Origin of the sequence: Micromonospora sp. NPDC048868, assembly GCF_043198195.1 — a bacterium.
In the GTDB taxonomy this organism is placed as follows: domain Bacteria; phylum Actinomycetota; class Actinomycetes; order Mycobacteriales; family Micromonosporaceae; genus Micromonospora; species Micromonospora reichwaldensis.
Genome location: NZ_JBICUN010000013.1, coordinates 1 through 25,066 on the forward strand (window position 1 = coordinate 1; position 25,066 = coordinate 25,066).

The window sequence follows — 25,066 nt, forward strand, 5'->3', positions numbered from 1 at the left end:
CTCGCCTCGCCACCGCCAGCCGCATAGCCCCACGGGCAGGACCTCTACCCCGCGGCCAAACCCACAACCGGACATGCCCTTCCGAACCACCCTCTCAGGTCGAGAGGGCGCTCGGGGTTGAGCTGGGTGAGCTGGGCGTGGGCCTCGGCCATCAGCCCGCCCAGGTGGAACAGCAGGCCGGTGCGGTCGCCCCGGTACTCCGTCAGCAGTCCGAGCCGACCTGGCGGACAGGGCCACTCCGCGCCGCAGTTGCGGCACCGCCAGAGCGGGCGCATCGGCAGGTGCGGAACTCTCCGGTACGCCATCAGCGCATCCGCAGGGCGATGGCGCGGGCCTCGTCGTGGCTCAACGGCAGCCACCACAGGAACCGGCGTACCACGTCGATCGGGTCGGGGCCGCCCGGGCGGCCGCGGAGATCGCGAATAGCGGTGGTGAGCAGGGCCGAGATCACCGGCAGCAGGTCCCGCGACGCGGGATCCGGCATCGCCCGCAGCTCGGGGCAGGGCCAGGGCTCCGTGCACCCCCGGCACCGCCAGTCAGGCGAACCGGCCACGTGCGCCGCTACGAGAGGCGTTCGCCGTCGGCCCCTAGAAACACACACATCGGCCTCCGTCGGCAGGGACGGGCCGCCCGGAAGCGGACGGCCGGGGCGCACCCGCCCGAGCCCTCCGGGCGCCGAGCGGGTGCGCCTGCGTGACAGTCTGGTGAGCACGCGACTACCGTCGGAAGGCATTCGGCCCGGTCGTGGCCACGCTTCGACAGCGGTACGCCGGGCCGGGATCCCGAGTGGACCTCAGGCGACCTGTGTGGAGGAACTGTGGAGGAGCCGACTGCCGACCTGATTCGCACCCAGCTGCGGCGGATGCGGATGAGCGCCAACCTCAGCCAGGAGGAGTTCGGCCGGATGGTGCACTATTCGGCGTCTATGGTGTCCGCTGTGGAGACCGGCACCCGCCCGCTCGACCGGGTGTTCCTGGCCCGCGCGGACGAGGTGCTCCACTCCGGTGACCTGCTCGTGGCGCTGCTGCGGATCGCCGAGCGGGACCGGGAACCCTCGTGGTTCCGGCCGTGGCTGGAGGCCGAGCGCGCCGCCAGGCAGCTCCGGCTGTACGAGACGGCACTGGTTCCCGGCCTGCTCCAGACGGAGAACTACGCCCGCGCCGTGCTGCGCTTCAACGACACCTTCTCGGAGGCCGAGGTCGAGCGGAAGCTGGCCGCCCGGCTGGCCCGGCAGGAGATCCTGATCAGCCAGGACCCGCCGCAGATCGTGGTGGTCGTCGACGAAGCGGTGCTGAGCCGGACGGCCGAAGGGCTGAGCGGGATCATGGTGGAGCAGGTCGGCCGGCTGATCGAGGTGGCCGAGCTGCCGCACGTCCACATCCACCTCGTCCCGAGGAGCACCGGACTGCACATCGGGTCGTCGGGCCCGTTCGCCCTGGCCCGCTCTGCCGACGGCGGGTGGGTCGGGCACCTGGAACATCAGCTCGGCGGGGCCGTGGTTGACGACGAGGACGGGGTGGCTGCCCTGCTGGCGCGGTGGGAGAATGTCCGCACCGAGGCCCTGCCCCGCCGGCAGTCCATCGACCTGATGAAGGAAGTGCAGGCGCACCATGAACCTCAGTGACGCCATGTGGCGCACGTCCACCCGCAGCGGGTCGAGCGGCGGCAACTGCGTCGAGGTCGCCGACAACCTGCCCGGCGTCGTCGCCGTCCGCGACAGCAAGGACCCGGCGGGGGCGGCACTCACCTTCACCCCGGCCGCCTGGACGGCGTTCCTCGGCCTCGCCAAGCGCGCCTGACCGAAACGGCCCGAGGGCGCCTCCCACCGACCGTTCCTCGATGCAGCAGACCCTGGATCTTGGAGCACACCCTGTCGTGGGTCACCCACTGATGGCGTACTGTTCGCGACTACGAGCACCATCCCGAACACAAGCCGCGATGCCGCAGCGGGTCATGGTCGTCGTCCTGACCCGACGGTTGGCCCACTGCCACCGCACCGGCCGCCTCCGAACGGTCACCAGCCCCGCCTGACTCGAACGACGACCCGCTCCGCGTCCTGAGGCAGATCAGTGACGAGATACGGTCGGGATCATGACCCTCATCTTCCCCGACCTCGGCCTGCACCTGGGCGTCCTGGACGCCCTGCTGGACGACGCGATCGCCGCCGACGACCTCAAGGCGCTCATCGAGTCGACCGGCCCCGATGGCCCGGAGGACGGCTACCCAGGTCCAGGCCCGCGCCTACAGGCGTCACTGAAGCTGTTACATGCCGTCACGGTGCCGCCGGCCGAGGCCGCAGCGATCACCGACTTGCAGTTCGACGGCGGCAGCGACATCTACATGCTGATCGAACAGACCCTGGACATCGACACCGGCGGCGAGTCCGACGACTACAACGTGACGTCGCTGGAGGGCATTCACGCACTGTCCGGCCTGCGGTCCCTGGACCTGGACGGCCACGGCTATCACCCAGAACCGTTGGACCTGACCCCGCTGACCGGTCACCCGGCCCTGTCGGAACTGGTACTGACCGGGAAGTGCACGGGAGCGGCGGCGCTGGAGTCGCTGCCTGCGCTACACACCCTGGACGTCTCGCTGGCGCACCTCGACGACCCCGACGTCCTGACCCGCCTGGAGGCCCGGGGAACGACGATCAAGCGTTGACCGCGCCGCAGCAGAGGCCGTTGCCCCACAGAGGCCGGGAGTCCTGGGCTTGACATGGCTCGCCCGCGTGAAGCCGTTGAATCCAGCTCGATCGGGTCAGGGCGCAGGCACGGGTCAGCCCAGTGCCTTGCGCAGCAGCGCCGTCAACTGGTCCTGCTCGTCGGGCGAGAGTCGTCCCACCGCCGTGCGAGCGAAGGTGAAGGCCGTGGCGAACCGGCGGTTGGTCTCGTCGCCCCGGGGGGTTCTCGCGACGAGCCGGGCGCGGCGGTCCCGGGGGTTCGGTTCGCGGGTCACGAGGCCGAGCGCTTCGAGACGCACGACGATCTGGGTGATGTTGGAGGCATCGCAGCCGAGCTCCTCGGCCAGGGCACCCATGCCCCGTCGCTCGTCGAGTCGCCCGAGCACACATGCCTGCGCGGGGCTGAGCGACAGCTCGGCTGCTGCCGCCTCGTAGGCGCGGTCGTACACGTCGACCAGGTCGAACAGGGCTGCCTCGGCCTCGGACGAGGGAGTCACGGGTCCGTTCGGCAGCGCCATGTCCCCAGCCTAGACGAGTTAGTTGATTGGCTCAAATAGCTGTGGTCCAATGATCCTTGATGCACTCAAGTAAACGAGGGGGGACGATGGGGAGCAGAGTCGAGCGCACAGCGGGCGACGCGATCGTGGCGCCGCAGATGACCGCGGTCGTCCTTGACCGGTTCGGCGGAGTCGACGAACTCTCGTCGCGCCGGATACCGCTCCCGCAGGTCGGCGACGACGACGTCCTGATCCGGGTGGAGTACGCAGGCGTCGGGTCCTGGGACGCGGGCGAGCGGGAGGGGGGATACGACGGCGTCTTCGGCGTCGCCTCGACCTTCCCCTACGTCCTCGGCTGGGACGCGGCCGGCACGGTGGCCGCGGTCGGGCGCAACGTCACCCGGTTCGACGTGGGCGAGCGGGTCTACGCCGCGACGATGCCGGTGCCGCGTGGCGGCTCCTACGCCGAGTACGCCGTCGTCGAGGCGGAGTTCGTGGCTCGCGTGCCCGACCGGCTGCCGACCGGACAGGCCGGCGCGATGGCCTGGGACGCCCTGACCGCACTGAGCGGTCTCGACCTGCTCGGGCTGCGGCCGGACGAGACTCTCATGGTCTTCGGGGCCAGCGGGGGTATCGGCCACATGGCCGTGCAGCTGGCGCGGCACAGCGGCATCCGGGTGTTGGCCGTGGCCTCTGGTGACGACGGGGTCGCCCTGGCCCGGCGGCTGGGCGCCGACGACGCCGTCGACGGTCGTCGAGACGACGTGTCGGCTGCGGCGTTCGAGTTCGCACCGGGCGGGCTCGATGCGGCCCTGGTCACCGTGGGAGGCGAGATCGCCGAACGATCCCTGCGCGCGATCAGGAAGTCGGGACGGATCGCCTGGCCGAACGGTGTCCTGCCCACGCCGGTGACGTCGCCGGGCGCGACGGTGTCCCACTACGACGGGGACCGGAGCCGCACCGCCACCGATCGGCTGAACGCGATCATCGAGGCGAGCTCCTTCGAGGTCCACGTCGCCCGGACCTTCCCGTTGGCCCGAGCCGGGGATGCGCACCGCGCCCTGAACGATCACTATGTCGGGAAGCTGGCCCTCAAGGTCGGATAGAACGCGACAGACGGCCCGAGGCTCCCTGAGCGACACGGCCCGGAAGCCCCTCGACGTGAGGGACTTCCGGGCCGCGTGACGATCATGTCCAGAGGCGTCGCTCAGTCGACGCCGAACTCCATCGCGGCACGGTCGAGGGCCTCGTCCGCGGCGGAGGGGACGCCCCGGGAGGCGATGGCCTCCGCGCCGCCCTGCGGCATCGCGCCGATCAGCCCGGTCGAGGCCGCCTGCGCGGCGCCGACCATCCGCTGCGGGGCCGCGCCACCGACCATGCCGAGGGTCGCGTACTGCTCCAGCTTCGCCCGCGAATCGGCGATGTCCAGGTTGCGCATGGTGAGCTGGCCGATCCGGTCCGACGGGCCGAAGGCCGAGTCCTCCGTACGCTCCATCGACAGCTTGTCGGGGTGGTAGCTGAACGCCGGGCCGGTGGTGTCGAGGATCGAGTAGTCCTCACCCCGGCGCAGCCGCAACGTCACCTCGCCGGTGACCGCCGTGCCCACCCAGCGCTGCAACGACTCGCGCAGCATCAGCGCCTGCGGGTCCAGCCAGCGCCCCTCGTACATCAGCCGACCGAGGCGGCGGCCCTCGTTGTGGTAGTTCGCCAGGGTGTCCTCGTTGTGGATGGCGTTGACCAGCCGCTCGTACGCGGCGTGCAGCAGCGCCATGCCGGGCGCCTCGTAGATGCCCCGGCTCTTGGCCTCGATGATCCGGTTCTCGATCTGGTCCGACATGCCCATGCCGTGCCGGCCGCCGATGGCGTTGGCCTCCAGCACCAGGTCGACGGGGCTGCCGAACTCCTTGCCGTTGATCGTCACCGGGCGGCCCTGGTCGAAGCCGATCGTGACGTCCTCGGTCGGGATCTCCACGGACGGGTCCCAGAACCGGACTCCCATGATCGGGTTGACCGTCTCGATGCCGGTGTCGAGGTGTTCGAGGGTCTTCGCCTCGTGCGTGGCGCCCCAGATGTTGGCGTCGGTGGAGTACGCCTTCTCGGTGCTGTCCCGGTACGGCAGGCCGCGTTCGAGCAGCCACTCCGACATCTCCTTGCGCCCACCGAGTTCGGTGACGAAGTCGGTGTCGAGCCACGGCTTGTAGATGCGCAGCTGCGGGTTGGCCAGCAGGCCGTAGCGGTAGAACCGCTCGATGTCGTTGCCCTTGAAGGTCGAGCCGTCGCCCCAGATCTGGACGTCGTCGGAGATCATCGCCCGGACCAGCAGGGTCCCGGTGACGGCCCGGCCCAGCGGGGTGGTGTTGAAGTACGCCCGCCCGCCCGAGCGGATGTGGAAGGCCCCGCAGGTCAACGCCGCCAGGCCCTCCTCGACCAGGGCGGCGCGGCAGTCGACCAGGCGGGCGACCTCGGCACCGTAGCTGAGCGCGCGACCGGGCACCGAGGCGATGTCCGGCTCGTCGTACTGGCCGATGTCGGCGGTGTAGGCGCAGGGAACGGCGCCCTTGTCGCGCATCCACGCCACCGCGACCGAGGTGTCGAGGCCGCCGGAGAAGGCGATGCCGACACGTTCGCCGATGGGCAGGGAGGTGAGAACCTTGGACACAAGGAAGATTATGCACTAGGCCGCATGGCCATGCAAACACAGGGTGGGGACATGACCAACGACAGCGGGACCCACCGCACGCCCCGCACCGCCGCAAGGGTCCCGCTCTAGTAATAGTTGTCGATCGGCTGGCGCGCCTCGTCGAACAGCGCCGGCCCCTCGTACCGCACCGGGGGCAGCGGCGCGGTGACCGGCTTGACCTCCTCGAACTGTTCGGCGGACAGGGCGTACACCACCCGGCCGAGGCCGGACCGGTCGATCGCGGTCGCGCACATCGGGCAGGGCTGGCAACTGGTGAACATGGTGGTGCCGGCGGCCACGTCGGGAGCGAGTTCCCGAGCGGCCCAGCGGGCCAGCTTCAGTTCCGGGTGGGCGGTGATGTCCGAGTCGGAGACCACGGTGTTGTGGTCCTCGATCAGGACGGTGCCGTCCGCACCGACAAGCAACGAGCCGAACGGCCGTTCGCCGGATGCCCCGGCCTCGCTGGCGAGTTCCACCGCACGGCGGAGAAATCTCTCGTCGTCAGGGGTCATCGGTCCTCCTGGGAGTTGTGGTACGCGGCCACGGCCGCAAGGGTCTGCCAGGCGCGTTCGGGCTGGCGGATCTCGGTCAGGTCGCCGTTGAACGGGTCGAGCACCACCGTTTCCGCCCCGAGCAGACGGATCTGGTCGATGTCAGCGATGATCTGCTCGATGGTGCCGACACCGGCGAGCCGGTCCGGGGCGGTGACCACTTCTCGGGTCTCCCGGAGTCCGATGCGTGGCATCAACGCGGGCACCGGCCGGCCCAGTTCGTCGGCGGTGGCCTTCAGCCGCCCCGCTGCGTCCGCCAGCCATCCGGGCGTGACCCGCAGCGGGTGCCAGGCGTCACCGAGCAGTACCGCGCGACGAATGCCGGCGTCGCTGTTGCCGCCGACCCAGATCGGGATCGGGGTCGTGTCGTAGTCGTCGGTGTTCCGCCAGGCGTCGCGCATGACGTGCAGGTACTCATCGGTCAGCGCGCCGCGCCGCCGGAACGGCACGCCGAGCGCCTCGAACTCCTGCCGGGCCCAGCCGACGCCGACGCCGAGGACGAGCCGGCCGCCGCTGAGCCGGTTGAGGTTCGCCGCCATCCGGGCGGTGAGCAGCGGGTGCCGGTACGGGACGATGAGCACCGTGGTGCCCAGCCGGACCCGGCGGGTCACCCCGGCCAGCCAGGACAGCGTGGTGAACGGCTCGTAGAACGGCGCCGGATACTGCTCGGCCACGTCCGGGGTCACCGCGATGTGATCGGAGACCATCAGCAGGTCGAAGCCGAGGCCCTCGACCGTCTGCGCCCACCGTCGCAGCATGTCGGGGTCGGTACCCGGGGCAAAGTTCGGTACGTTGACGCCAATTTGCACGGGTTCCACGCTAGCCGGGGTGGGTTCCGTGTGTGAACACCGCGTTTCCTGCCTTTGCTGGCTTTTGCCATGGATCCATCGGCAAGATGGCCCGATGGCCGAGAATCTTGACGCTGTCGATTCCGCGGCTGAAGCGGAGCACTAGGCGGGGTCGTCGCGGCCCAGTTCCCAGCAGGCCACCGCGGTGGCGGCGGCCACGTTGAGCGAGTCGACGCCGCGGCGCATCGGGATCACCACCCGGACGTCGCTGCCGTCCATCGCCGCCCGGGTCAGGCCGGCGCCCTCGGCCCCCATGAGCAGCGCCGCGCGGGCCCGCTGCGCCGCGTCGAGCCGCTGGATCGGCACCGCGTCCGGCGCCGGGGTCATCGCCAGCACCGTGAAGCCGGCCGCGCGGACGTCGCCGAGCGCGTCCGGCCAGGGCTCCAGCTTCGCGTACGGGATGGCGAAGACCTCACCCATGCTGACCCGTACGCTGCGCCGGTAGAGCGGGTCGGCGCAGGTCGGCGAGAGCAGCACGGCGTCCACGCCGAGCGCGGCCACCGCCCTGAAGATGGCCCCCAGGTTCGTGTGGTTGTTCACGTCCTCGAGGATCACCACCCGCCGCGCGGCGGCCAGCACCTCGGCGGCGGGCGGCAGCGGCTTGCGCCGGAACGACGCCAGCACGCCCCGGTGCACATGGAACCCCGTGGCCCGTTGCAGCACGTCCTGCGTGGCGGCGTAGACGGGGGCGTCGCCGGTGTCCAGGTCGGCGAGCTGGTCGACCCGCTTGGCGTCCACCAGGTACGACCGGGCCGGATAGCCGGCGCGCAGCGCTCGGCGCAGCACCAGCTCGCCCTCGGCGATGAACAGGCCGTGCGGCGGTTCCCAGCGGGTACGCAGCTCGACGTCGGTCAGCGCGCGGTAGTCGGCGATCCGGTCGTCGTCGGGGTCGGTGATCGGGTGGATGGGCACCCGCCGATTCTGCCGGACGCGCCGCAGCCGCCCCGGGCCGCCCGACGCCGGGGTCTCCAGTGGCGTTTTGTCCCGGTAAAGACGGGAATGGCGGGCCGGAGCGGCGAAGCGACGGAAGGACAGTCAGGTGAACGCACGTCCCATGGGCACGCCGGGACCGGCCCGCATCGACCAGCCGGACGGGTGGCGCGTCGACCTGGGTCCGCTGCCCCGCGACGCCACCGTCGCGGACCACATCGTGCACCGGTTGGCCGGCTGGGGCGTCCGCCGCTACTTCGGCTATCCCGGCGACGGCATCAACGGCCTGACCTCGGCGCTGCAACGCACCCGGGACCGGGCGCAGTTCGTCCAGGTCCGCCACGAGGAGACCGCCGGCTTCGCGGCGTCGGCGCACGTCAAGTACGGCGGCGGGCCGCTCGGCTGCGCGCTGGTGACCAGCGGCCCCGGCGCGATCCACCTGCTCAACGGCCTGTACGACGCCAAGCTGGACCACCAGCCGGTGGTCGCCCTCGTCGGCCACACCGCGCTCACCGCCGAGGGCGGCGGCTACTACCAGGAGGTGGACCTGCTCGCCCTCTACAAGGACGTCGCGGCCGCCTTCCTGGCCCAGCTCGACCACCCCAGCCAGGTCCGCCACCTGGTCGACCGGGCCTGCCGCACGGCGCTGGCCCGGCGTACCGTCACCGCGCTGGTGCTGCCGTCCGACATCCAGGACGCGCCGGCCGTGCCGGAGCCACCGCACGCCCACGGCTACTACCGCACCAGCGACGTGCCCAGCAGCGGCCCGACGGTGCCGCCGGAGGCGGAGCTGCGCCGGGCCGCCGAGGTGCTGGGCGGCGGCGAGCGGGTCGCCATGATGGTCGGGCAGGGCGCGCTCGGCGCGGTGGACGAGGTCCGCGCGGTCGCCGACCGGCTCGGCGCGGGGGTGGCGGCGGCGCTGCTCGGGTTCGCCGCGGTCGACCACCGGGAGCCGTGGGTGACCGGCGCGATCGGCCTGCTCGGCACCCGGCCCAGTTGGCAGCTGATGAACGAGTGCGACCGGCTGCTGATCGTGGGCAGCAACATGCCGTACTCGGAGTTCTACCCGCCGCAGGGGCAGGCGCGGGCGGTGCAGATCGACCGGGACGGCACCCAGCTGGGGCTGCGGTACCCGACCGAGGTGAACCTGACCGGCGACGCCGCCCCCACCCTGCGGGCCCTGCTGCGCGAGCTCGGCCCCGGCCCGGGACCGACCCGCTGGCGGGCGACGATCGGCAAGGCCACCACCGCCTGGCGCCGTACGCAGCGGGAACTGGCCGGGCAGGCCGCCGACCCGGTCAACCCGCAGCTGCTCTTCGCGACCCTCAGCGACCGGCTCCCCGACGACGTGATGATCTCGGTCGACTGCGGCACCACGACCGCCTGGTACGCCCGGCACCTCCAGGTCCGCCCCGGCATGCTGGCCAGCCTCTCCGGCACCCTGCTCTCGATGGGCGGCGCGATGCCGTACGCGCTGGCCGCCAAGTTCGCCCACCCGGACCGCCCGCTGGTGGCCCTGATCGGCGACGGCGCGATGCAGATGAACGGGGTCAACGAGCTGATCACGGTGGCCAAGTACTGGCGGAGCTGGTCGGACCCCCGCTTCGTGGTGCTCGTGCTCAACAACCGGGACCTGGCCTTCGTCAGCTGGGAGCAGCGCTCCAGCGAGGGCACGCCGATGTTCCCGGACAGCCAGCAGCTGCCCGACATCGGCTACCACCGGTGGGCGGAGGTACTGGGCCTGCACGGCGAGCTGGTCGACGCGCCGGAGCAGGTGCCGGGCGTCTGGGAGCGGGCGCTGGGCGCGGACCGGCCCGTGGTCGTCAACGCGCTGGTCGACCCGGCCGAGCTGATGCTGCCGCCGCACTTCACCGCCGAGCAGGCCCGCAACACCGCCGCGGCCGTGCTGCGCGGCGACACCGACTGGGCGGGCATCATCCGGCGGGGCCTGCCCACGGCGGTCGCCACCCTCCGCCCGGGACGCGGGCGGGGCTGACCGGCAGGCCCGGCGCCGCCGGGACTGACCGGGACGGCGCGGTGCGCCCCTTGACGGGCCAGCGCTGTGCGACCCGGACGGGCCAGCGCGGCCGGGCGTCAGCCGGCCCGGTGGTACCGCAGCAGCACCGACCTGCCGTCGAAGGTCCGCGACTCCGCCAGGCGGAACTTCATCCGCTCGGTCGCGGCGAAGACCGGCTTGCCGCCGCCCAGCACCACCGGGTGCACGAAGATCTGGTACTCGTCGATCAGGCCGAGGTCGGTCAGCGCGGCGGCGGCCTCGGCGCCACCGTTGAGCAGCAGGTCACCGCCCGGCTGATCCTTGAGCGCGGTCACCTCCCTGGCGAGGTCCCCGCCGCCGACCACCCGGGCACCGTGATCGGCCTCGGTGAGCGTGCGCGAAAGGACCACCTTCGGCGTCCGCCGCCAGATCGGCACGAACGCGAGGTCGTGCGGGTGATCGGAGATCGACTCCGCCTGCGGCCAGTAGGCGGCCATGAACTCCCAGACCCGGCGGCCGTAGACGAACGCGCCGGCCCGGTCGCACTGCTCCAGCGAGAACGCGGACAGCTCCGGGCCCATCTCCGGCCAGTCGAACTCGCCGTTCGGCCCCTCGATGAACCCGTCGAGCGACTGGTGCACCCCGTAGACGATCTTCCGCATGGCGCTGCTCCTCGTGACCCCTGACGCCCTCTCGTGGGCGCTCTCGCCAGGTGGTCGGAACGGCCTGGCCGGATCCGACAGCCCGGCACCACCTTCGCAAAATTTTTCCTGGGGCTTGTCCGGGGCGGCTACCGTGCCGCTCATGCGCCGTCCGATGATCATTGCTCTGATCGGCGTCGACGGGGCCGGCAAGACCACCCAGGCAAAGGCGCTGGCCGCCCGGCTGCGGGCGGCCGGGGTGCCGGCCAGCTACTTCGAGAACGCTGGCGGCCGGCCCCTCTGGAACCGGCTCGCGCAGGCGCTGGGCCGCCGCGACGGGCCGCACCTGTTCGGCCGCACCGGCTACGTGACCATCGAGGCGACCGTACGCTGGCTCGCCATCGCCCGGGCGGTGCTGGCCGCCCGGCTGACCGGCAGGACGGCGGTCATGGACCGCTGGTCCTGGTGCCAGTACGTGGTGATGCGGGCCCGCGGCGACCGGGGCGGCCGGTTGGTCCGGCTGGCGTACGCGATCTTCCCGCGACCGGATCTGGTCTGCTTCCTGGCGGTCTCGCCCGAACGGGCGCAACGACGGGTGCTTGCCCGGGGCATCGACACCGAGGAGTTGACCCACCTGCGGTCCCTGGACACCGGCTACCGGGGGCTGCCGGAGTTCGACTCGTTCACCGTCATCGACGCGGACAGCGACCCGGTCGACGTCGGCGCCGCCCTCGACCAGGTGGTCCGGGCCGCTCTCGCCCGTTCCCGCTGACCTCCGGTCCCCGGCGGACGGCCGGCCGACCGACATCGACATCGGGACCGGGACCGGGACCGGGACCGGGACCGGGACCGATGTCGGCGTCCCTGCTGGCGCAGTAGGCGGCGGCGGACAGCCCGGGGGCGGGTATCCCCGGCCGTGCCCTGTCGAGCTGCCCGCACAGATGGGGCAGCCCGCAGAGACCCGGCCCACCCAGCCCGTCCAAACCACCGGGCCCGTCCAGCCCAGCGCCCCATCCAGACCACCGGGCCCATCCAGCCCAGCTGCCCCCGTCCAGCCTGCGCCCCATCTAGCCCACCGGGCCCATCCAGCCCAGCGCCCCCGTCCAGACCACCGGGCCCGTTCAGCCCGGATCTGTCCGCCGGGCGGTCCTATGGGTGGGGCAGCTCGACAGGGCACGCCAGGTGGACCCGGGGAGGCGTGCAGCCCGACGTCACCTGAGCGCGGAGCGGGCGGCCGAAGCAGGCAGCCACCCGAAGCAGGGCAGCCGGCCGGCCAGCAGCGGCACGGTGGCGGCGCCAGGTTCGCGGCGACGCCGTGGCCCGGCGGTCAGCCGCGGCGCTCCAGCCAGCGACGCAGGTCGGACAGGCGCTGATCGTCCTGGGGCGACGGCCGCCGCTCCTCGGACGGGCGGCGCTGTTCGACCGGCGGACGCTCCACCGGGCGGCGCGGGTCGCCGACCAGCTCGCGGCTGGGGGCGGCGAACTTCTTCTCCGGCTCACCGGCGACGGCGGTGCCGATGACCCGGGCGACCGCGTCGATCACCCGCGCCTGCACGGCAGCGCCCACCGAGTCGGTCGGGTCGTCCGGGTTGGCGGCGATGCCCGCGACCGCCACCTGCGGGGTGAAGCCGACGAAGGTCTCGGTGGCGTTCTTCTCCGAGCTGCCGGTCTTGCCGGCCACCGGCCGGCCGTCGAGGATCCGGTTCACCGAGGTGGCCGTGCCCCCGTTGCACTGCGCGAGCGTGGACTGCTGGCCGACCGGGCAGCGGGCGGCGTCGGTGGCGGCCCGGGCCACGTCGGCGTCGAGCACCCGGCGGCAGGACGGGTCGCCGACCGGCACCTTCTCGCCGTCGGCGGCGGTCACCGAGACCACCGGCAGCGGCGCGCAGTACGTGCCCTCGGCGGCCACCGTGGCGTACGCGTTCGCCAGGTCGAGCGGGGTGGTGGCGGTGACGCCCAGGGTGAAGGAGCCCCAGTCGGCGGCGTCGTTCTCGGCGAAGGTGGCGTCGGCGTCGGCCCGGAAGGTGATGCCGAGGCGCTTCGCCATCTCGACCACCTTCTCCTGCCCGACCTGCTCGGCCAGCCACACGAAGTACGTGTTCACCGAGCGGCCGAAGCCGTCCCACATCATCCGGTAGCCGTCCATCCACTCCGGGTTGGCGTTGGCCGGGCACCACCGGCCGTCGCAGCTGCCCTCGCCCTCGGCGGCGTACCGGGTGGGCAGCCGGCTCGGCGCGTCGAAGCCGGTGGACAGCGGCTTGCCGGCCTCCAGCGCGGCGAGCATGGTGAAGAGCTTGAACGTCGAGCCGGCCTGGTAGCCGGCCACGCTGTCGCCGCCGGAGATCAGCGGGTTGACGGTGTTGGGGTGGTTGGCCTGCCCGTCCGGGTTCGCGTCGAGGCTGTAGTGCCGGTTGACCGCCATCGCCAGCACCCGGCCGGTGCCCGGTTCGACGGCGGCGATCGGCAGGGCGCGCTTGTTGTCGTAGGAGTAGACGCTTGTGGCCTGCTTCTGCGCGGTGGCCTGGATCTTCGGGTCCAGCGAGGTCACCACGGTGTAGCCGCCGCGGCGCAGGGCCTGCTCGCGGTCCTCGACGGTCGCGCCGAACTCCGGCTGCGCGAGCCACCACTGCCGCAGGTAGTCGCAGAAGAAGCCCCAGTCGTCGTGGCCCTCGGCCACGGCGGTGCAGCCGTTGGGCTGGGCCGTGGGGCGCAGCGTCAGCTTCTCGGTCCTGGCCCGCGCGGCCTCGTCGGCACTGATCGCGCCGGTGGCGACCATCGAGTCCAGCACGTAGCCGCGCCGCTCCAGCGCGGCGTCCGCGTCGCCGTCGATCGGGCTGTACGCCTCCGGCGACTGCACCAGGCCGGCGAGCAGGGCCGCCTCACCGAGGGTCAGCTCCGCGGGGGACTTGGCGAAGTAGCGCTGGCTGGCCGCCGCGATGCCGTACGCCCCGGAGCCGAAGTACGCGATGTTCAGGTAGCGGTTGAGGATCTCGTCCTTGCTCAGGCGCTGTTCCAGCGCCGAGGCGTACCGGATCTCCTGGATCTTGCGCCCGACGGTCTGCTCGGTGGCCGCGGCGCGCTCCTCGGCGGTGCGGCCGGGGTCGGTCTTGAGCACGTTGCGGACGTACTGCATGGTCAGCGTGGAGCCGCCCTGCTGGCCGCCGCCGGAGACGTTCGACACCACGGCCCGCAGCAGCCCGCGCAGGTCGGCGCCGCCGTGGTCGTAGAAGCGCCGGTCCTCGGCCGCCACGATCGCCTGCCGCATCACCGGGGCGATCTCGTCGAGCGGCACGTCGGTGCGGTTGACGTCGTAGAACGTGGTGATCAGCGTTTTGCCGTCGTTGGCGTAGAGGTAGGACCGCTGCGGCGTGGCCGGGGTGCGCAGCGCCTCGGGCAGCCCCGCGTACGACCCGACCGCGGCCTTGGCGGCGAACCCGAGCAGCAGGTTTCCCGGCAGCGCGGCGACCGCCAGGACGAGGCCGGCGAGCACGCCGGCGAGCAGCACGGTGAACAGCCGCGACAGCGGCGGGCGGGGTGGGGCCATGGTCCCCAGGATTGCCACGTAACGGGCCAACCGACCACCCCCGGGGCCCGGTTGTCAGCAATTTCACCGCCCGTGACCAGCGACTTCCCATCCCACCGCCCCCTCGGCCACCGCGAACCCCGTGACCACCACCCGCCCCGACGCCCACCGGGTTCGGCGCCCGCCGGGGCCGGTACGACGGGTCAGGTGGGCAGAGGCCCGTTCGGGCCGGGGGTGGCCGGGGCGGCGGCGGTGGCGAGGCTCGCGCTGGCGGCGTCACGGGCGATGTCCCGGGGCACCAGGCGGCCGGAGCGGTAGCCGATGCCGATGCCGGCGACCAGCACGAAGATCGCGCCGAAGGTCTGCAACGAGCCGATCAGCGCGCCGCCGACGCCCAGCAGCGGGGCGGCGATCATCAGCATCACGCCGTCACCGATGCTGAACGAGCCGGACCGGGCCACCGACCAGCCGGTCAGCAGCCAGCCGAGGCTGTAGCAGGTGGCGCCGACGAGCACGAGCATGCGCGCGGTGGTGCCGAAGACGGGGGTCTGCTCCGCCAGCCCCGCGAAGGGGAGCATGAGCACCGTTCCGGCGATGGATACGAGCAGGCCGGCGACGGCCGCCCGGCGGCTGCGGGTCGCCGCCAGCAGCCCGGTCAGCGCCAGCAGGGCGAGCAGCCCGAGCCACACCGCCGCCACCCAGCCCACCAGGTAGAGCGGCCGGCCGTCGGCCGGGTACGGGTCGTTGCCCACCCCGCCGTCGCTGGCCATCGCCACGACGGCGTAGAGGATGGCGTACGCGGGGAGCAGCCACACCGCGCCCCGCGCGAGCCGGCGCAGCGACCAGGCCCAGGTGGCGTTCGTGGCCGGCCCGACCGGCGTCGGCTCGACGAAGGGCAGCACCCCGAACCCCCCGCCGGTACGCCGGCTGCCGAGCGGCCCGGTGGGATCGTGCGCACCGGGCACCGGGGCCGAGGAGCGTACCCGCTTCGCCGGATCCTTCATGCGTCACCTCGCTCGTCCGACGAGCGGTGCGGGACGCGCCGGGGCGCCCCGATGCCTGCTCACCGCCCGTCCTAGGACCGATGGTGGCAGGCGACGGAGCGCCCCATGAGTGGTTCTCGCATTTCCGGGCGGTCGCGCCCGGACCCGGTCAGGCCCGTTCGCGCTGGTCGGCCGGGTCGTTGAGCAGGCTCGCCGGGGAGACCGGCTCCGGTGCCGGCAGCCCCTGCGGCTGGCCGCCCGTGGCCTGCGCCTCGGCGACGCGTACCTCGTCGTGGATCTGCTGCGCGGCGGCGGCCGCGGCCTGCGCGGCCTCGGCCGCCTCGCGCTCCACCTCGCCCGCGCTGCCGGCCGCCTCCGGCGCCGGCTCGTCGCCGACCATCCGGCTCAGCCCGCCGAGCGCGCCGCCCATGCCCTCCAGCGCCTTGGTCAGCTCGGCCGGCACGATCCAGACCTTGTTCGCGGTGCCGTTGGCGATCTGCGGCAGAGCCTGGAGGTACTGGTAGGCGAGCACCTTCTGGCTCGGGTTCGCCTGGTGGATCGCGTCGAACACCGTCTTGATCGCCTTCGCCTGACCCTCGGCCTGGAGGATCCGGGCCTGCCGGTCACCGTCGGCGCGCAGCACCGCGGACTGCTTCTCACCCTCGGCCGTGAGGATCTGCGACTGCTTGTGCCCCTCGGCGTTCAGGATCGCCGCCCGGCGGTCGCGCTCGGCGCGCATCTGCTTCTCCATCGAGTCGCGGATGCTCGCCGGCGGCTCGATCGCCTTGAGCTCCACCCGGGTGACCTTGATGCCCCACCGCCCGGTGGTCTCGTCCAGCACGCCGGACAGGTGCCGGTTGATCTGGTCGCGGCTGGTCAGCGCCCGCTCCAGGTCCAGCGACCCGATCACGTTACGCAGCGTGGTGACGGTGAGCTGCTCGATGGCCTGGAGGAAGTTCGAGATCTCGTACGTGGCCCGGACCGAGTCGACGACCTTGAAGTAGAGCACCGTGTCGATCGAGACGACCAGGTTGTCGGAGGTGATCACCGGCTGGGGCGGGAAGCTGACCACCTGCTCCCGCAGGTCGACCTTCGTACGCACCGCGTCGACGAACGGGACCAGGATGTTCAGCCCCGGGTTGAGGGTGCGCTTGTACTTGCCGAGCCGCTCCACGACGTCCTGGCGCTGCTGCGGCACGATCCGTACCGCCTTGGCCAGGGTGATCACCCCGATCAGAGCGATGGCCATCAGTAGGACCGGGATCACAAGTTCCATGTACTCACCTTTTCGCTTCGGGTAGCTCCCCGGAAGGAGAAACGTCGTCCCGCCACACCATGGCGGTGGCGCCCCGCACCTGGATCACCTGCACCCGGTCGCCCGGGGCGAAGTGCTGGCTCGCGTCGTAGGAGCGGGCCTGCCACAGCTCGCCGTCGATCTTCACCATGCCCTGCCCGGCGTCGACCTGCTCCAGCACCAGCGCCGTGCTGCCCTCGATCGCCTCCACGCCGAAGGGCTGCTCGCCGCTCTCCAGCGCCGAGCGGCGGTGCCTGCGCAGCGTCGGCCGCACACCCAGCACCGTCAGCGCCGACACGCCGGCGAAGACGATCGCCTGCACCTCGACCGGGGCGCCGAGCGCCGCCGCTCCCGCGGCGGCCAGGGCCCCGACCGCGAACATGATCAGAAAAAGCGTCGTCGTGAAGATCTCAGCGACCGCCAGCACGACACCCAGCACGATCCAGAACACGGCGTCCACCCCCCGATCGTGACACGTCAAAGCACGTGGAGCCCACCCGCGAAGATCAGTAAGCTCGGCGGCACGCCGGCGGCCCACCCCGACGGCACCGGAATCCCCCGAGGAGAGCCCGTGTCCCTGTTGCCCGAGACCACCCGCCAGGTCGATGCCCTCGTCGCCGGGGCACAGTCCGCCGGCCGTACGCCGTCACTGGTGGTCGGCGTGGTACGGGACGGCGCGCTGACCCACCTCGCCGCGGCCGGCGAGCACCCGCGCCCCGACGCCGACCTCCAGTACCGCCTCGGGTCGATCAGCAAGACGATGACCGCGACCCTGGTCATGCAGGAGCGCGACGCCGGCCGGCTGGCCCTGGACGACCCGCTGGAGAAGCACCTGCCCGGCACCGGTGTGGGCACGCTCACCCTGCGGCAACTGCTCGGCCACGCCAGCGGCCTGCGCCGCGAGCCGGACGGGCAGTGGTGGGAGCGCGCCGAGGTCGGGAACCTGTCGACCCTGCTGGCCGGGGTGAGCGCCGAGAAGATCGCCTATCCCCCGCACCGGGTCTACCACTACTCCAACCTGGCGTACGGGCTGCTCGGCGGCGTGCTGGAGCGGCTCACCGGCACCCCGTGGGCGGAGTTGCTGCGCCAGCGCGTGCTGGAGCCGCTCGGCATGCGCCGCACCACGTACGCGGCCACCGAGCCGTTCGCCCGCGGCTACGTGGTGCACCCCTGGCACGGCACGCTGCGGGAGGAGCCGCGTACCGACACCGGGGCGATGGCCCCGGCCGGGCAGCTCTGGTCCACGGTCGAGGACCTGACCCGGTGGGCGGCGTTCCTGGCCGACCCCGCGCCGCAGGTGCTGGCGGCGGAGACGCTGGCCGAGATGTGCGTCCCCGTGTCGATCAGCGACGTCGACTCGTGGACCGGCGGGCACGGCCTCGGGCTGGAGCTCTACCGGCAGGGCGAGCGGGTGTACGTCGGGCACGGCGGCTCGATGCCCGGCTACGTGGCCGCCCTGGCGGTGCACCGTCCGTCGCGCACCGGCGTGGTCGGCTTCGCCAACTCGTACGGCTTCCGCACCGGCGGGATCGGCGGGCTCGCGCTACAGGTCCTCACCACCGTGCTGGACGCCGAGCCGGCCCTTCCGAAGCCCTGGCTGCCGGCCGCCGCTCCCCCGCCCGCCGAGGTCGACGAGGTGGGCGGCCGTTGGTGGTGGATGGGGACGTCGCTCGACCTCACCTGGGACGCGGCCAGGGGCGAGCTGGTCGTGTACGTGCGCGGCGAGCGGGTCAGCGTGTTCGTCCCGGAGGGTCCGGACCGTTGGCGGGGTCGCTCCGGCCCCGAGAACGGCGAGATCCTCACGGTGCTGCGCGACGAGGCGGGGCGGGTGGTGGCCCTCGACATCGCCACCTTCGTCTTCACCCGCACCCCCGACCAGGAGCCCTGAGGGTCGACGGTCGCCGGCGGGCCCGGCCCGTCGGCGACCGGGCTCAGGCCGGCTCGGTGACGAAGTCGATCAGGCGTTCCATCGCGTTGATCAGCGGGGTCTCCACGTCGGCGAAGCTGTCGACCCGGGACAGGATGTGGCGCCACATGTCCGCCGGCTCGGCCACCCCGAGCGCGGCGCAGACGCCCTCCTTCCACGGGCGTCCCGGCGGCACCACCGGCCACGCCCGGATGCCCAGCGCCGCCGGCTTGACCGCCTGCCACACGTCGACGTACGGGTGCCCGGTGACCAGCACGTGCGGGGAGGTCACCTTCGCGACGATCCGGCTCTCCTTGGAGCCGGCGACCAGGTGGTCGACGAGCACGCCGAGGCGCCGGCCGGGGCCCGGGGCGAAGTCGCGCACCTCGGCGTCGAGCGCGTCGATGCCGTCCAGCGGCTCCACCACCACGCCCTCGATGCGCAGGTCGTCGCCCCAGATCCGCTCGACCAGGGCGGCGTCGTGGATGCCCTCCACCCAGATCCGGCTGGCCCTGGCGACCTGGGCGCGTACGCCGTCCACGGCGATCGAGCCGGAGGCGGTACGGCGGCGGGCGGCCGGCACCGGGGCGCGGGTCGGCCGGCGCAGCGTCACCGGCCGCCCGTCGAGCAGGAACGCCGCCGGCAGCAGCGGGAAGTTGCGCCGGCGTCCGTGCCGGTCCTCCAGCACCACCGCGCCGGCCTCGAAGCCGACCACCGCCCCGCAGAAGCCGGAGTCGGCGTCCTCGACCACGAGGTCCGGTTCGGCGTCCACCTCGGGCGTGACCTTCCGCCGCCGCCAGTCCCCCGCCAGCACATCGTCCGCGTACCGCCCCATGCCGATCAAGCTAACCTTCCGCCCCGCCCCCCGCACCCGACACGCCGCCGCCCCCGCCGCGGCGATCATGCAGTTGTGGTGCCCCGCGAAAGGGGCAGAGGTCGACGATCCACCCACCACAACTCCATGATCGACGGGACGGGGGATGCATGATCAGCGGGGCGGCGGACAGTCGGAGCGGCAGTCGAGACAGGGGCGGCGGTGACCACGTACCCTTTCGGCATGTCCACCCCCGCAGCGGGCGCGGCCACTCTCACACCGCGCCGGTCCAGCCGGTTCGTGGCCTGGGTGCGCGCGTGGCGCGCCGGGCTGGTGCCCTTCGACGAGGTCGCCGACGCCATCGCCGGCGACGAGGAGCACCTGGTCGCCGACGCGCCCGGCACCTGGACCGACGTACCCCTGCCCCAGGCGCTACCCACCCTCGCGAAGCTCTCGCCCGACGAGATCCGGCTCGTGCTGCCCGCGCCCGGCGACCCCCGCGGGCTGCCCGGGCCGGGCGACTTCGCCGGCGCGGCGCTGGTCGCCGGCGAGGCGGTCGTCGCCGGGGGCCTCGGGCTCATCCCGCACGTGCGCACGCACACGTCCGGTTCCGGCGACACCTTCGAGACGGTCCTCTGGCGGGTCTACCCGCTGCCGGCCGACGCCCCGGCCGCCTCCCTCGCGTTGCCCGGCGCGGCCGAGGCCGAGGCGGAGCTGGCGGTGGCCCTGGCCGACACGACCGCCGCGCTGACCCGGCTCGACGTCGCGCAGTGGCGGCCCGAGCTGGCCGGGGCGCTGGAGGCGCTGCGCCGGCCCGACGGCGCCACCGACCTGCCGCCCGGGTTCGACCCGCGGGCCCGGCGGCTCTTCGCCCGGGCCGCCGTGCTCGACCGGGTGCTCGCGCTGGCCGGGCACGCGGCGCCGGGCGGCGCGATCAACAACTACGAGGCCCAGCAGCGCGACGCCGCGCTGCGCCCGCTGACCACCGCCTGCCGGCAGGCCCTGGTCGCCGCCTGCAACGCCCCGCTGCGCCCCTGACGCCGCCCGCAGTCAATCGCGCCTCTGACGTCGCCGGCACCGGTTGCGCCCCTGACGTCGCCGGCACTCAGGTGCCACGCTCGTCGAGGGCCTGGGCTGCCCACCGGTCCAGCACGCGCGCGAACTCGGTCACCTCGGCCTTGGCGGAGGGCGGCATCGACGCCCGGGAGGCCGTCCGGTACTTCACGCACACCCCGAGGTTGCTGACGCGGAAGTAGACCCGCACGTCGCGCTCGTGCCAGCCGTACGCGTCAAGGTCCGTCTCCTCCGAGACATAGCCCTCGTCGCCGAGGCCGGGAAGCCGCTCGCCCTGCGTGGGGCAGTCCCCCAGGTTCGCGGGAAGCAGGGGGTCCTCCACGCTGAGCCGGGTGATCTCCCCGTCGAGTTTCTGGGTGGGCTCCCAGGCACAACTGTTCGTGGACTTGTGCATCGCCCACAACTTCGCCTCGGGGACCAACGGCGCGACCACCTGGGGGTGATCGGTCAGGTACAGGCACGCGTTCGGCGACGCCGTGAATTCTCTGGCCGACGGCGATCCGGACGACGGGGGCACCATGACCGACGGGCTGCCGTTCGCCCCGCCCCCGGCGGCCTCCCCGTCGCCCACCCGGGCCAGCGCGAGCGCGTAGCCCGCCGACAACAGGGCGGCTGACAGGAGCACGGCGATGCCGCTCATCCCGGCGATCCGCGCGCGCGAAACCCGGCGGGCGCGCGCACCGCTCTTCGCAGGCGGCAACGACCCGCTCAGCCTCGCGGTCCGCGGGTTCGCACGGATCATCGGCCGGTTGTCGGCCGTGGCGCCGGCGGCCACCTTCCGCAGATGCTCTGCGGCCAGCTCGGCAGACAGACGTTCGTCCGGGCGGCGCGCCATCAGGCCGAGCAGCGTCGGGTTCAGCGGACCCGCGCGTTCAGCCGGCGCAGGGTCACGGCTCAGCACGGCAGCGATCAGTTCCGCCGGATCGTCCATGTCGTACGCGGGCCGGCCCTCGACGGCGAAGTACAGCGTCGCGCCGAGCGACCACAGATCCGACGCTGGCTCGGCGCCCCGACCGGTCAGCCGCTCCGGCGGTACGTAGCCCAACGTGCCCATCACCGAGCCGGTCCCGGTGAGCCCCCGGGTGGCGCCGACGACCGCGGCGATCCCGAAGTCCGTGATCACGGCGCGGCCGTCCCGGTCCAACAGGACGTTCTGTGGCTTGATGTCACGATGCAGGATGCCGGCGTCGTGGGCGACCCTCAGGGCCGCGAGCAGACCTGCGCCGATCTCCGCGGTCCGCCGTGGGTCCAGTGGCCCGTCCTCGCACACCACGGCGTGCAGAGAGGGGCCATCGACCAGGCCCATCACGATCCAGGGGCAACCATCCTCGAGCAGGACGTCGTGGATGGTCACGATGCCGGGGTGGTTCAGCCGCCCGGCCGCCCGCGCCTCGATGATCGCCCGCTCCCGGAGCGCCAGGCGTTCGGACTCGTTCAGGCCCTCGGGCAGCCGCAACTCCTTCACGGCCACCTCGCGGTCCAGCAGGGTGTCCGCAGCCCGCCACACCACCCCCATGCCGCCGCTGCCGACCGGCTCGGTCCGCAGGACGTATCGACCGGCCGCCAGGGTACGCCGCTCCTCCGCCACGTCCGGAACGATAGCGGCGACGCGCCCATCGATTAACGTCGACAGTGGCGGAGACGGCGGCAGCGGCAGTCAGCGGCTTCGCCCGGAGGGAGATCCCGGGCCGGGTGGCGCAGCTGACGCTCGCTGTCGTCGGGTCACCCGTGCCCGGCGGCGGTGGTCGGGCGGCGCGCCGGGACGCAGCAGACCGTGGGGCAGGTGTCCCACATGGGCAGCTCGCCGAGGCGGCGGCGCAGGCCGGTCCCGTCCGGGTCGGTACGCTCGCGCACCAGCTCGCGGACCATCGCCACGAACCGGGGGTCGGTGCCGGGGGTGGCGGCCCGGGCGAAGTCCAGCCCGAGCTGCCTGGCCGTTTCCCGCGCCTCGGTGTCCAGGTCCCACACCACCTCCAGGTGGTCGGAGACGAACCCGATCGGGCTGACCACCACGCCGGTGGTGCCGGCCTCGGCCAGCGTACGCAGGTGGTCGTTGACGTCCGGCTCCAGCCACGGCACCTGCGGGGGGCCGGAGCGGCTCTGCCAGACCAGGTCCCAGGGCAGGTCCGGGGCGGCCGCGGCGTGGACCAGCCGGGCGACCTCGGCGAGCTGCGCCTCGTACCGGCCGCCGTGCGGGCCGGCGTTCGCGGCCATCGAGTTCGGGACCGAGTGCGCGGTGAACACCAGCCTTGTGCCGTCGCGCTTCGCCGGGTCGAGGCGGCGGAGCGCCGCCCGTACCGCGTCGGCGTGCGGCTCGACGAAGCCGGGGTGGTCCCAGAACTGGCGGAGCTTGTCGATCAGCGGGGCGTCGGGCCCGACCGCCGCACGGGCGGCGGCGATGTCCTCCTGGTACTGCCGGCAGGAGGAGTAGCCGCCAAAGGCGCTGGTCACGAACGCCAGGGCGTGGGTGACGCCGTCGTCGCGCATCTGCGCCACGGTGTCGGCGAGCATCGGGTCCCAGTTCCGGTTGCCCCAGTAGACCGGCAGGTCGACGCCGTTGGCGGCGAAGTCCTCCCGGACCGCCGCGAGCAGCTCCCGGCACTGTTCGTTGATCGGCGACACGCCACCGAAGTGCTGGTAGTGCTCGGCGACCTCCGCCAGCCGCTCCGGCGGCACGCCCCGCCCCCGGGTCACGTTCTGCAGGAACGGCATCACGTCCTCGGGCCGTTCCGGTCCGCCGAAGGACACCAGGACCACCGCGTCGTACGCCATGGCTCCCATTCTTCCCGGTGGCCGTCCCCGCCGGGCGCGCCCCCCTGGTCCGGGGTGTGAGGAAGGGCCCCCTGCTATGCGGATTGCGATTGCAGGGGGCCCTTCCTCACACGTCAGGCGCCGATGGCGTGGTAGCCGCCGTCGACGTGCACGATCTCGCCGGTGGTGGCCGGGAACCAGTCGGACAGCAGCGCCAGGCAGGCCCGCGCCGCCGGCTCCTGGTCGGTGAGGCTCCAACCCAGCGGCGCGCGCTCGGCCCAGGCCTCCTCGAACTGATCGAAGCCGGGGATCGACTTGGCGGCGATGGTGCGCAGTGGCCCGGCGGCGACCAGGTTGCTGCGGATGCCCTGCTTGCCCAGGTGCAGCGCCAGGTAGCGGGAGGCGGACTCCAGCCCGGCCTTGGCCACGCCCATCCAGTCGTAGACGGGCCACGCCTTCGTGGCGTCGAAGGTCAGGCCGACCACCGCGCCGCCGGCGGACATCAGCGGCAGCGCCGCCATGGCCAGCGACTTGTAGGAGTACGTGGAGACGTGCAGCGCGGTCGCCACGTCCTCCCAGGGGGCGTCGAGGAAGCCGCCGCCGAGGCAGCTCTGCGGGGCGAAGCCGATCGAGTGCACCACCCCGTCCAGGCCGTCGACGTGCTCGCGCACGCGGTCGCCGAGCCCGGCGAGATGGTCGGCGTCGGTGACGTCCAGCTCGATCACCGGGGCGGGCTCGGGCAGTCGCCTGGCGATCCGTTCCACGAGGGAGAGCCGGCCGTAGCCGGTGAGCACGACCTGCGCCCCGTTCTCCTGGGCGAGCTTCGCCACCGAGAAGGCGATCGAGGCGTCGGTGATGACGCCGGTGACCAGCAGCCGCTTACCGGCGAGCAGTCCGGACATGCAGGGATTCCTCCGTAGTTCTCAGTGACCGCTTGTCAGTGGCCCATGCCGAGGCCGCCGTCGACCGGGATGACGGCGCCGGAGACGTAGCCGGCGGCGTCGCCGGCCAGCCAGGTGACCACGCCCGCGATCTCGTCCGGCTGGGCGAACCGGTTGGCGGGGATGGCCTTGCGGTACTCGGTCCTGCGGTCCTCGGGCAGGCCGGCGGTCATGTCGGTCTCCACGTAGCCGGGCGCGACGACGTTCGCCGTGATGTTGCGGCTGCCCAGCTCGCGGGTGATCGAGCGGGCCACGCCCACCAGGCCGGCCTTGCTCGCCGCGTAGTTGACCTGGCCGGGGCCGCCGTAGAGGCCGACCACCGAGGAGATGAAGATCATCCGGCCCCACTTGGCGCGCAGCATCTTGCCCGAGGCGCGCTTGGCGCACCGGAACGCGCCCGTCAGGTTGGTGTCCAGCACGCGGGTGAACTGCTCCTCCGACATGCGCAGCAGCAGCGTGTCGTCGGTGATCCCGGCGTTGGCGACGAGCACCTCCACCGGCCCCAGTTCGGCCTCGATGGCGGTGAACGCCGCGTCGACCGACGCGGAGTCGGTCACGTCGCAGCGGACCCCGAACAGCCCCTCGGGTGGCTCGCCGCTGCGGTGGGTCACCGCCACCCGGTCGCCCTGCTTCGCGAAGGCCTGCGCGATGGCCAGGCCGATCCCCCGGTTGCCGCCGGTCACCAGGACGGTACGGGCCACGGTTCCCCCTGTAGTTCAGTGATCTCCCGGTCGGTCGGAGCCTAGGCGTTACCGGCAGGTAAGCGCTAACGGCGTGCACGTCCGGGCCGGCGCGGCGTCGCCCGGCACCGGCCCCTGCCCCGCCCCGCCGGCGACGCGGCGGGCCCCCTCGGCCGAGGCCCGTCCGGCCGCTCGGCCGAGTGCGGCGACGGCGACCCGCGGGTGTACGATGATCCGCGTTTGCGGGCCGTGCGGTCCGCTTCCGGGCCCCGCC

At 72.9% G+C, this 25,066-nt stretch carries 25 protein-coding genes; 8 read left to right on the forward strand and 17 right to left on the reverse strand.

Annotated features, from left to right (window positions below; translation table 11 throughout):
- Positions 1-44: 44 nt before the first annotated feature.
- On the reverse strand, positions 45-305 hold the full coding sequence (locus ACGFNF_RS20365; RefSeq protein WP_393169823.1) for a flavin reductase: 261 nt from the start codon (positions 303-305) through the stop codon (positions 45-47).
- A complete protein-coding gene (locus ACGFNF_RS20370) occupies positions 305-484 on the reverse strand; it encodes a hypothetical protein (protein WP_121400767.1) in 180 nt (59 codons plus the stop codon). Before ACGFNF_RS20370 ends, ACGFNF_RS20365 begins: the two co-directional genes overlap by 1 nt.
- A 333-nt stretch (positions 485-817) precedes the next feature.
- Between ACGFNF_RS20370 and ACGFNF_RS20375 the strand changes: the two genes are divergently transcribed.
- The 3 genes from ACGFNF_RS20375 to ACGFNF_RS20385 all read left to right on the forward strand — a co-directional run bounded on the left by ACGFNF_RS20375 (position 818) and on the right by ACGFNF_RS20385 (position 2,664).
- Positions 818-1,624, forward strand: coding sequence for a helix-turn-helix transcriptional regulator (locus tag ACGFNF_RS20375; RefSeq protein ID WP_393169825.1), 807 nt, complete (start codon positions 818-820; stop codon positions 1,622-1,624).
- The gene (locus ACGFNF_RS20380; protein WP_393169827.1) at positions 1,611-1,799 is read left to right on the forward strand and encodes a DUF397 domain-containing protein; all 189 of its coding nucleotides are present in this window, start codon (positions 1,611-1,613) and stop codon (positions 1,797-1,799) included. Before ACGFNF_RS20375 ends, ACGFNF_RS20380 begins: the two co-directional genes overlap by 14 nt.
- Positions 1,800-2,091: 292 nt before the next feature.
- Positions 2,092-2,664, forward strand: a complete 573-nt coding sequence (locus ACGFNF_RS20385) for a DUF6892 domain-containing protein (RefSeq protein WP_393169829.1) — start codon at positions 2,092-2,094, stop codon at positions 2,662-2,664.
- A 114-nt stretch (positions 2,665-2,778) separates the two neighbouring features.
- On the opposite strand, the gene ACGFNF_RS20390 is transcribed toward ACGFNF_RS20385, so the two are convergent.
- A complete protein-coding gene (locus tag ACGFNF_RS20390; protein WP_357580099.1) occupies positions 2,779-3,201 on the reverse strand; it encodes a MarR family transcriptional regulator in 423 nt (140 codons plus the stop codon).
- A gap of 86 nt (positions 3,202-3,287) precedes the next feature.
- On the opposite strand from ACGFNF_RS20390, the gene ACGFNF_RS20395 reads away from it, so the two are divergent.
- Positions 3,288-4,286, forward strand: a complete 999-nt coding sequence (locus ACGFNF_RS20395; RefSeq protein WP_393169831.1) for a zinc-binding alcohol dehydrogenase family protein — start codon at positions 3,288-3,290, stop codon at positions 4,284-4,286.
- Between the two features lie 101 nt (positions 4,287-4,387).
- Here the strand turns inward: ACGFNF_RS20395 and argG are convergent, their stop codons facing one another.
- The 4 genes from argG to ACGFNF_RS20415 form a co-directional block, all read right to left on the reverse strand.
- The gene (gene argG, locus ACGFNF_RS20400; protein WP_132238770.1) at positions 4,388-5,839 is read right to left on the reverse strand and encodes an argininosuccinate synthase; all 1,452 of its coding nucleotides are present in this window, start codon (positions 5,837-5,839) and stop codon (positions 4,388-4,390) included.
- 107 nt (positions 5,840-5,946) lie between these two features.
- Positions 5,947-6,372: a nucleoside deaminase gene (locus ACGFNF_RS20405; RefSeq protein ID WP_393169833.1), complete on the reverse strand. Its 426-nt coding sequence runs from the start codon at positions 6,370-6,372 to the stop codon at positions 5,947-5,949.
- On the reverse strand, positions 6,369-7,169 hold the full coding sequence (locus ACGFNF_RS20410; RefSeq protein WP_393169835.1) for an LLM class flavin-dependent oxidoreductase: 801 nt from the start codon (positions 7,167-7,169) through the stop codon (positions 6,369-6,371). The genes ACGFNF_RS20405 and ACGFNF_RS20410 overlap by 4 nt, the downstream gene beginning before the upstream one ends.
- Positions 7,170-7,361: 192 nt before the next feature.
- Positions 7,362-8,231, reverse strand: coding sequence for a TrmH family RNA methyltransferase (locus ACGFNF_RS20415; protein WP_393170007.1), 870 nt, complete (start codon positions 8,229-8,231; stop codon positions 7,362-7,364).
- Positions 8,232-8,313: 82 nt separating this feature from the next.
- On the opposite strand from ACGFNF_RS20415, the gene ACGFNF_RS20420 reads away from it, so the two are divergent.
- Positions 8,314-10,185, forward strand: coding sequence for a thiamine pyrophosphate-requiring protein (locus tag ACGFNF_RS20420; RefSeq protein WP_393170009.1), 1,872 nt, complete (start codon positions 8,314-8,316; stop codon positions 10,183-10,185).
- Between the two features lie 98 nt (positions 10,186-10,283).
- Here ACGFNF_RS20420 and ACGFNF_RS20425 read toward each other — a convergent pair whose 3' ends face one another.
- Complete coding sequence (locus ACGFNF_RS20425; protein ID WP_393169837.1) at positions 10,284-10,847, reverse strand: dihydrofolate reductase family protein; 564 nt, start codon at positions 10,845-10,847, stop codon at positions 10,284-10,286.
- Positions 10,848-10,989: 142 nt separating this feature from the next.
- Here ACGFNF_RS20425 and ACGFNF_RS20430 point away from each other — a divergent pair, with 142 nt between their 5' ends.
- Positions 10,990-11,598 (forward strand): dTMP kinase, encoded by a 609-nt coding sequence (locus tag ACGFNF_RS20430; protein WP_393169839.1) that lies wholly within the window; start codon positions 10,990-10,992, stop codon positions 11,596-11,598.
- 555 nt (positions 11,599-12,153) lie between these two features.
- On the opposite strand, the gene ACGFNF_RS20435 is transcribed toward ACGFNF_RS20430, so the two are convergent.
- The 4 genes from ACGFNF_RS20435 to ACGFNF_RS20450 form a co-directional block, all read right to left on the reverse strand.
- Positions 12,154-14,370, reverse strand: a complete 2,217-nt coding sequence (locus tag ACGFNF_RS20435) for a transglycosylase domain-containing protein (protein WP_393169841.1) — start codon at positions 14,368-14,370, stop codon at positions 12,154-12,156.
- Positions 14,371-14,552: 182 nt separating this feature from the next.
- The gene (locus tag ACGFNF_RS20440; RefSeq protein WP_393169843.1) at positions 14,553-15,353 is read right to left on the reverse strand and encodes a hypothetical protein; all 801 of its coding nucleotides are present in this window, start codon (positions 15,351-15,353) and stop codon (positions 14,553-14,555) included.
- 148 nt (positions 15,354-15,501) lie between these two features.
- Positions 15,502-16,608 carry an SPFH domain-containing protein gene (locus ACGFNF_RS20445; RefSeq protein ID WP_357580091.1) on the reverse strand — a complete coding sequence of 369 codons (1,107 nt, stop codon included), beginning with the start codon at positions 16,606-16,608 and terminating at the stop codon, positions 15,502-15,504.
- 4 nt (positions 16,609-16,612) lie between these two features.
- Entirely contained in the window at positions 16,613-17,086 is a 474-nt protein-coding gene (locus tag ACGFNF_RS20450; RefSeq protein ID WP_393169845.1) for an NfeD family protein, read from the reverse strand.
- 111 nt (positions 17,087-17,197) lie between these two features.
- Between ACGFNF_RS20450 and ACGFNF_RS20455 the strand changes: the two genes are divergently transcribed.
- On the forward strand, positions 17,198-18,514 hold the full coding sequence (locus tag ACGFNF_RS20455) for a serine hydrolase domain-containing protein (RefSeq protein WP_393169847.1): 1,317 nt from the start codon (positions 17,198-17,200) through the stop codon (positions 18,512-18,514).
- Positions 18,515-18,557: 43 nt separating this feature from the next.
- Here the strand turns inward: ACGFNF_RS20455 and ACGFNF_RS20460 are convergent, their stop codons facing one another.
- Positions 18,558-19,367 carry a DUF3097 domain-containing protein gene (locus ACGFNF_RS20460; RefSeq protein ID WP_132238746.1) on the reverse strand — a complete coding sequence of 270 codons (810 nt, stop codon included), beginning with the start codon at positions 19,365-19,367 and terminating at the stop codon, positions 18,558-18,560.
- A gap of 222 nt (positions 19,368-19,589) precedes the next feature.
- Between ACGFNF_RS20460 and ACGFNF_RS20465 the strand changes: the two genes are divergently transcribed.
- Positions 19,590-20,384, forward strand: a complete 795-nt coding sequence (locus ACGFNF_RS20465; RefSeq protein ID WP_132238744.1) for a hypothetical protein — start codon at positions 19,590-19,592, stop codon at positions 20,382-20,384.
- Positions 20,385-20,451: 67 nt separating this feature from the next.
- Here the strand turns inward: ACGFNF_RS20465 and ACGFNF_RS20470 are convergent, their stop codons facing one another.
- The 4 genes from ACGFNF_RS20470 to fabG all read right to left on the reverse strand — a co-directional run bounded on the left by ACGFNF_RS20470 (position 20,452) and on the right by fabG (position 24,813).
- On the reverse strand, positions 20,452-22,008 hold the full coding sequence (locus tag ACGFNF_RS20470) for a serine/threonine-protein kinase (RefSeq protein ID WP_393169849.1): 1,557 nt from the start codon (positions 22,006-22,008) through the stop codon (positions 20,452-20,454).
- Positions 22,009-22,142: 134 nt separating this feature from the next.
- Positions 22,143-23,192 (reverse strand): ferrochelatase, encoded by a 1,050-nt coding sequence (locus ACGFNF_RS20475; RefSeq protein WP_393169851.1) that lies wholly within the window; start codon positions 23,190-23,192, stop codon positions 22,143-22,145.
- A gap of 113 nt (positions 23,193-23,305) precedes the next feature.
- Positions 23,306-24,073, reverse strand: coding sequence for an enoyl-ACP reductase FabI (fabI, locus tag ACGFNF_RS20480; RefSeq protein WP_151457584.1), 768 nt, complete (start codon positions 24,071-24,073; stop codon positions 23,306-23,308).
- Between the two features lie 35 nt (positions 24,074-24,108).
- A complete protein-coding gene (gene fabG, locus ACGFNF_RS20485) occupies positions 24,109-24,813 on the reverse strand; it encodes a 3-oxoacyl-ACP reductase FabG (RefSeq protein ID WP_151457585.1) in 705 nt (234 codons plus the stop codon).
- Between the last annotated feature and the right edge of the window lie 253 nt (positions 24,814-25,066).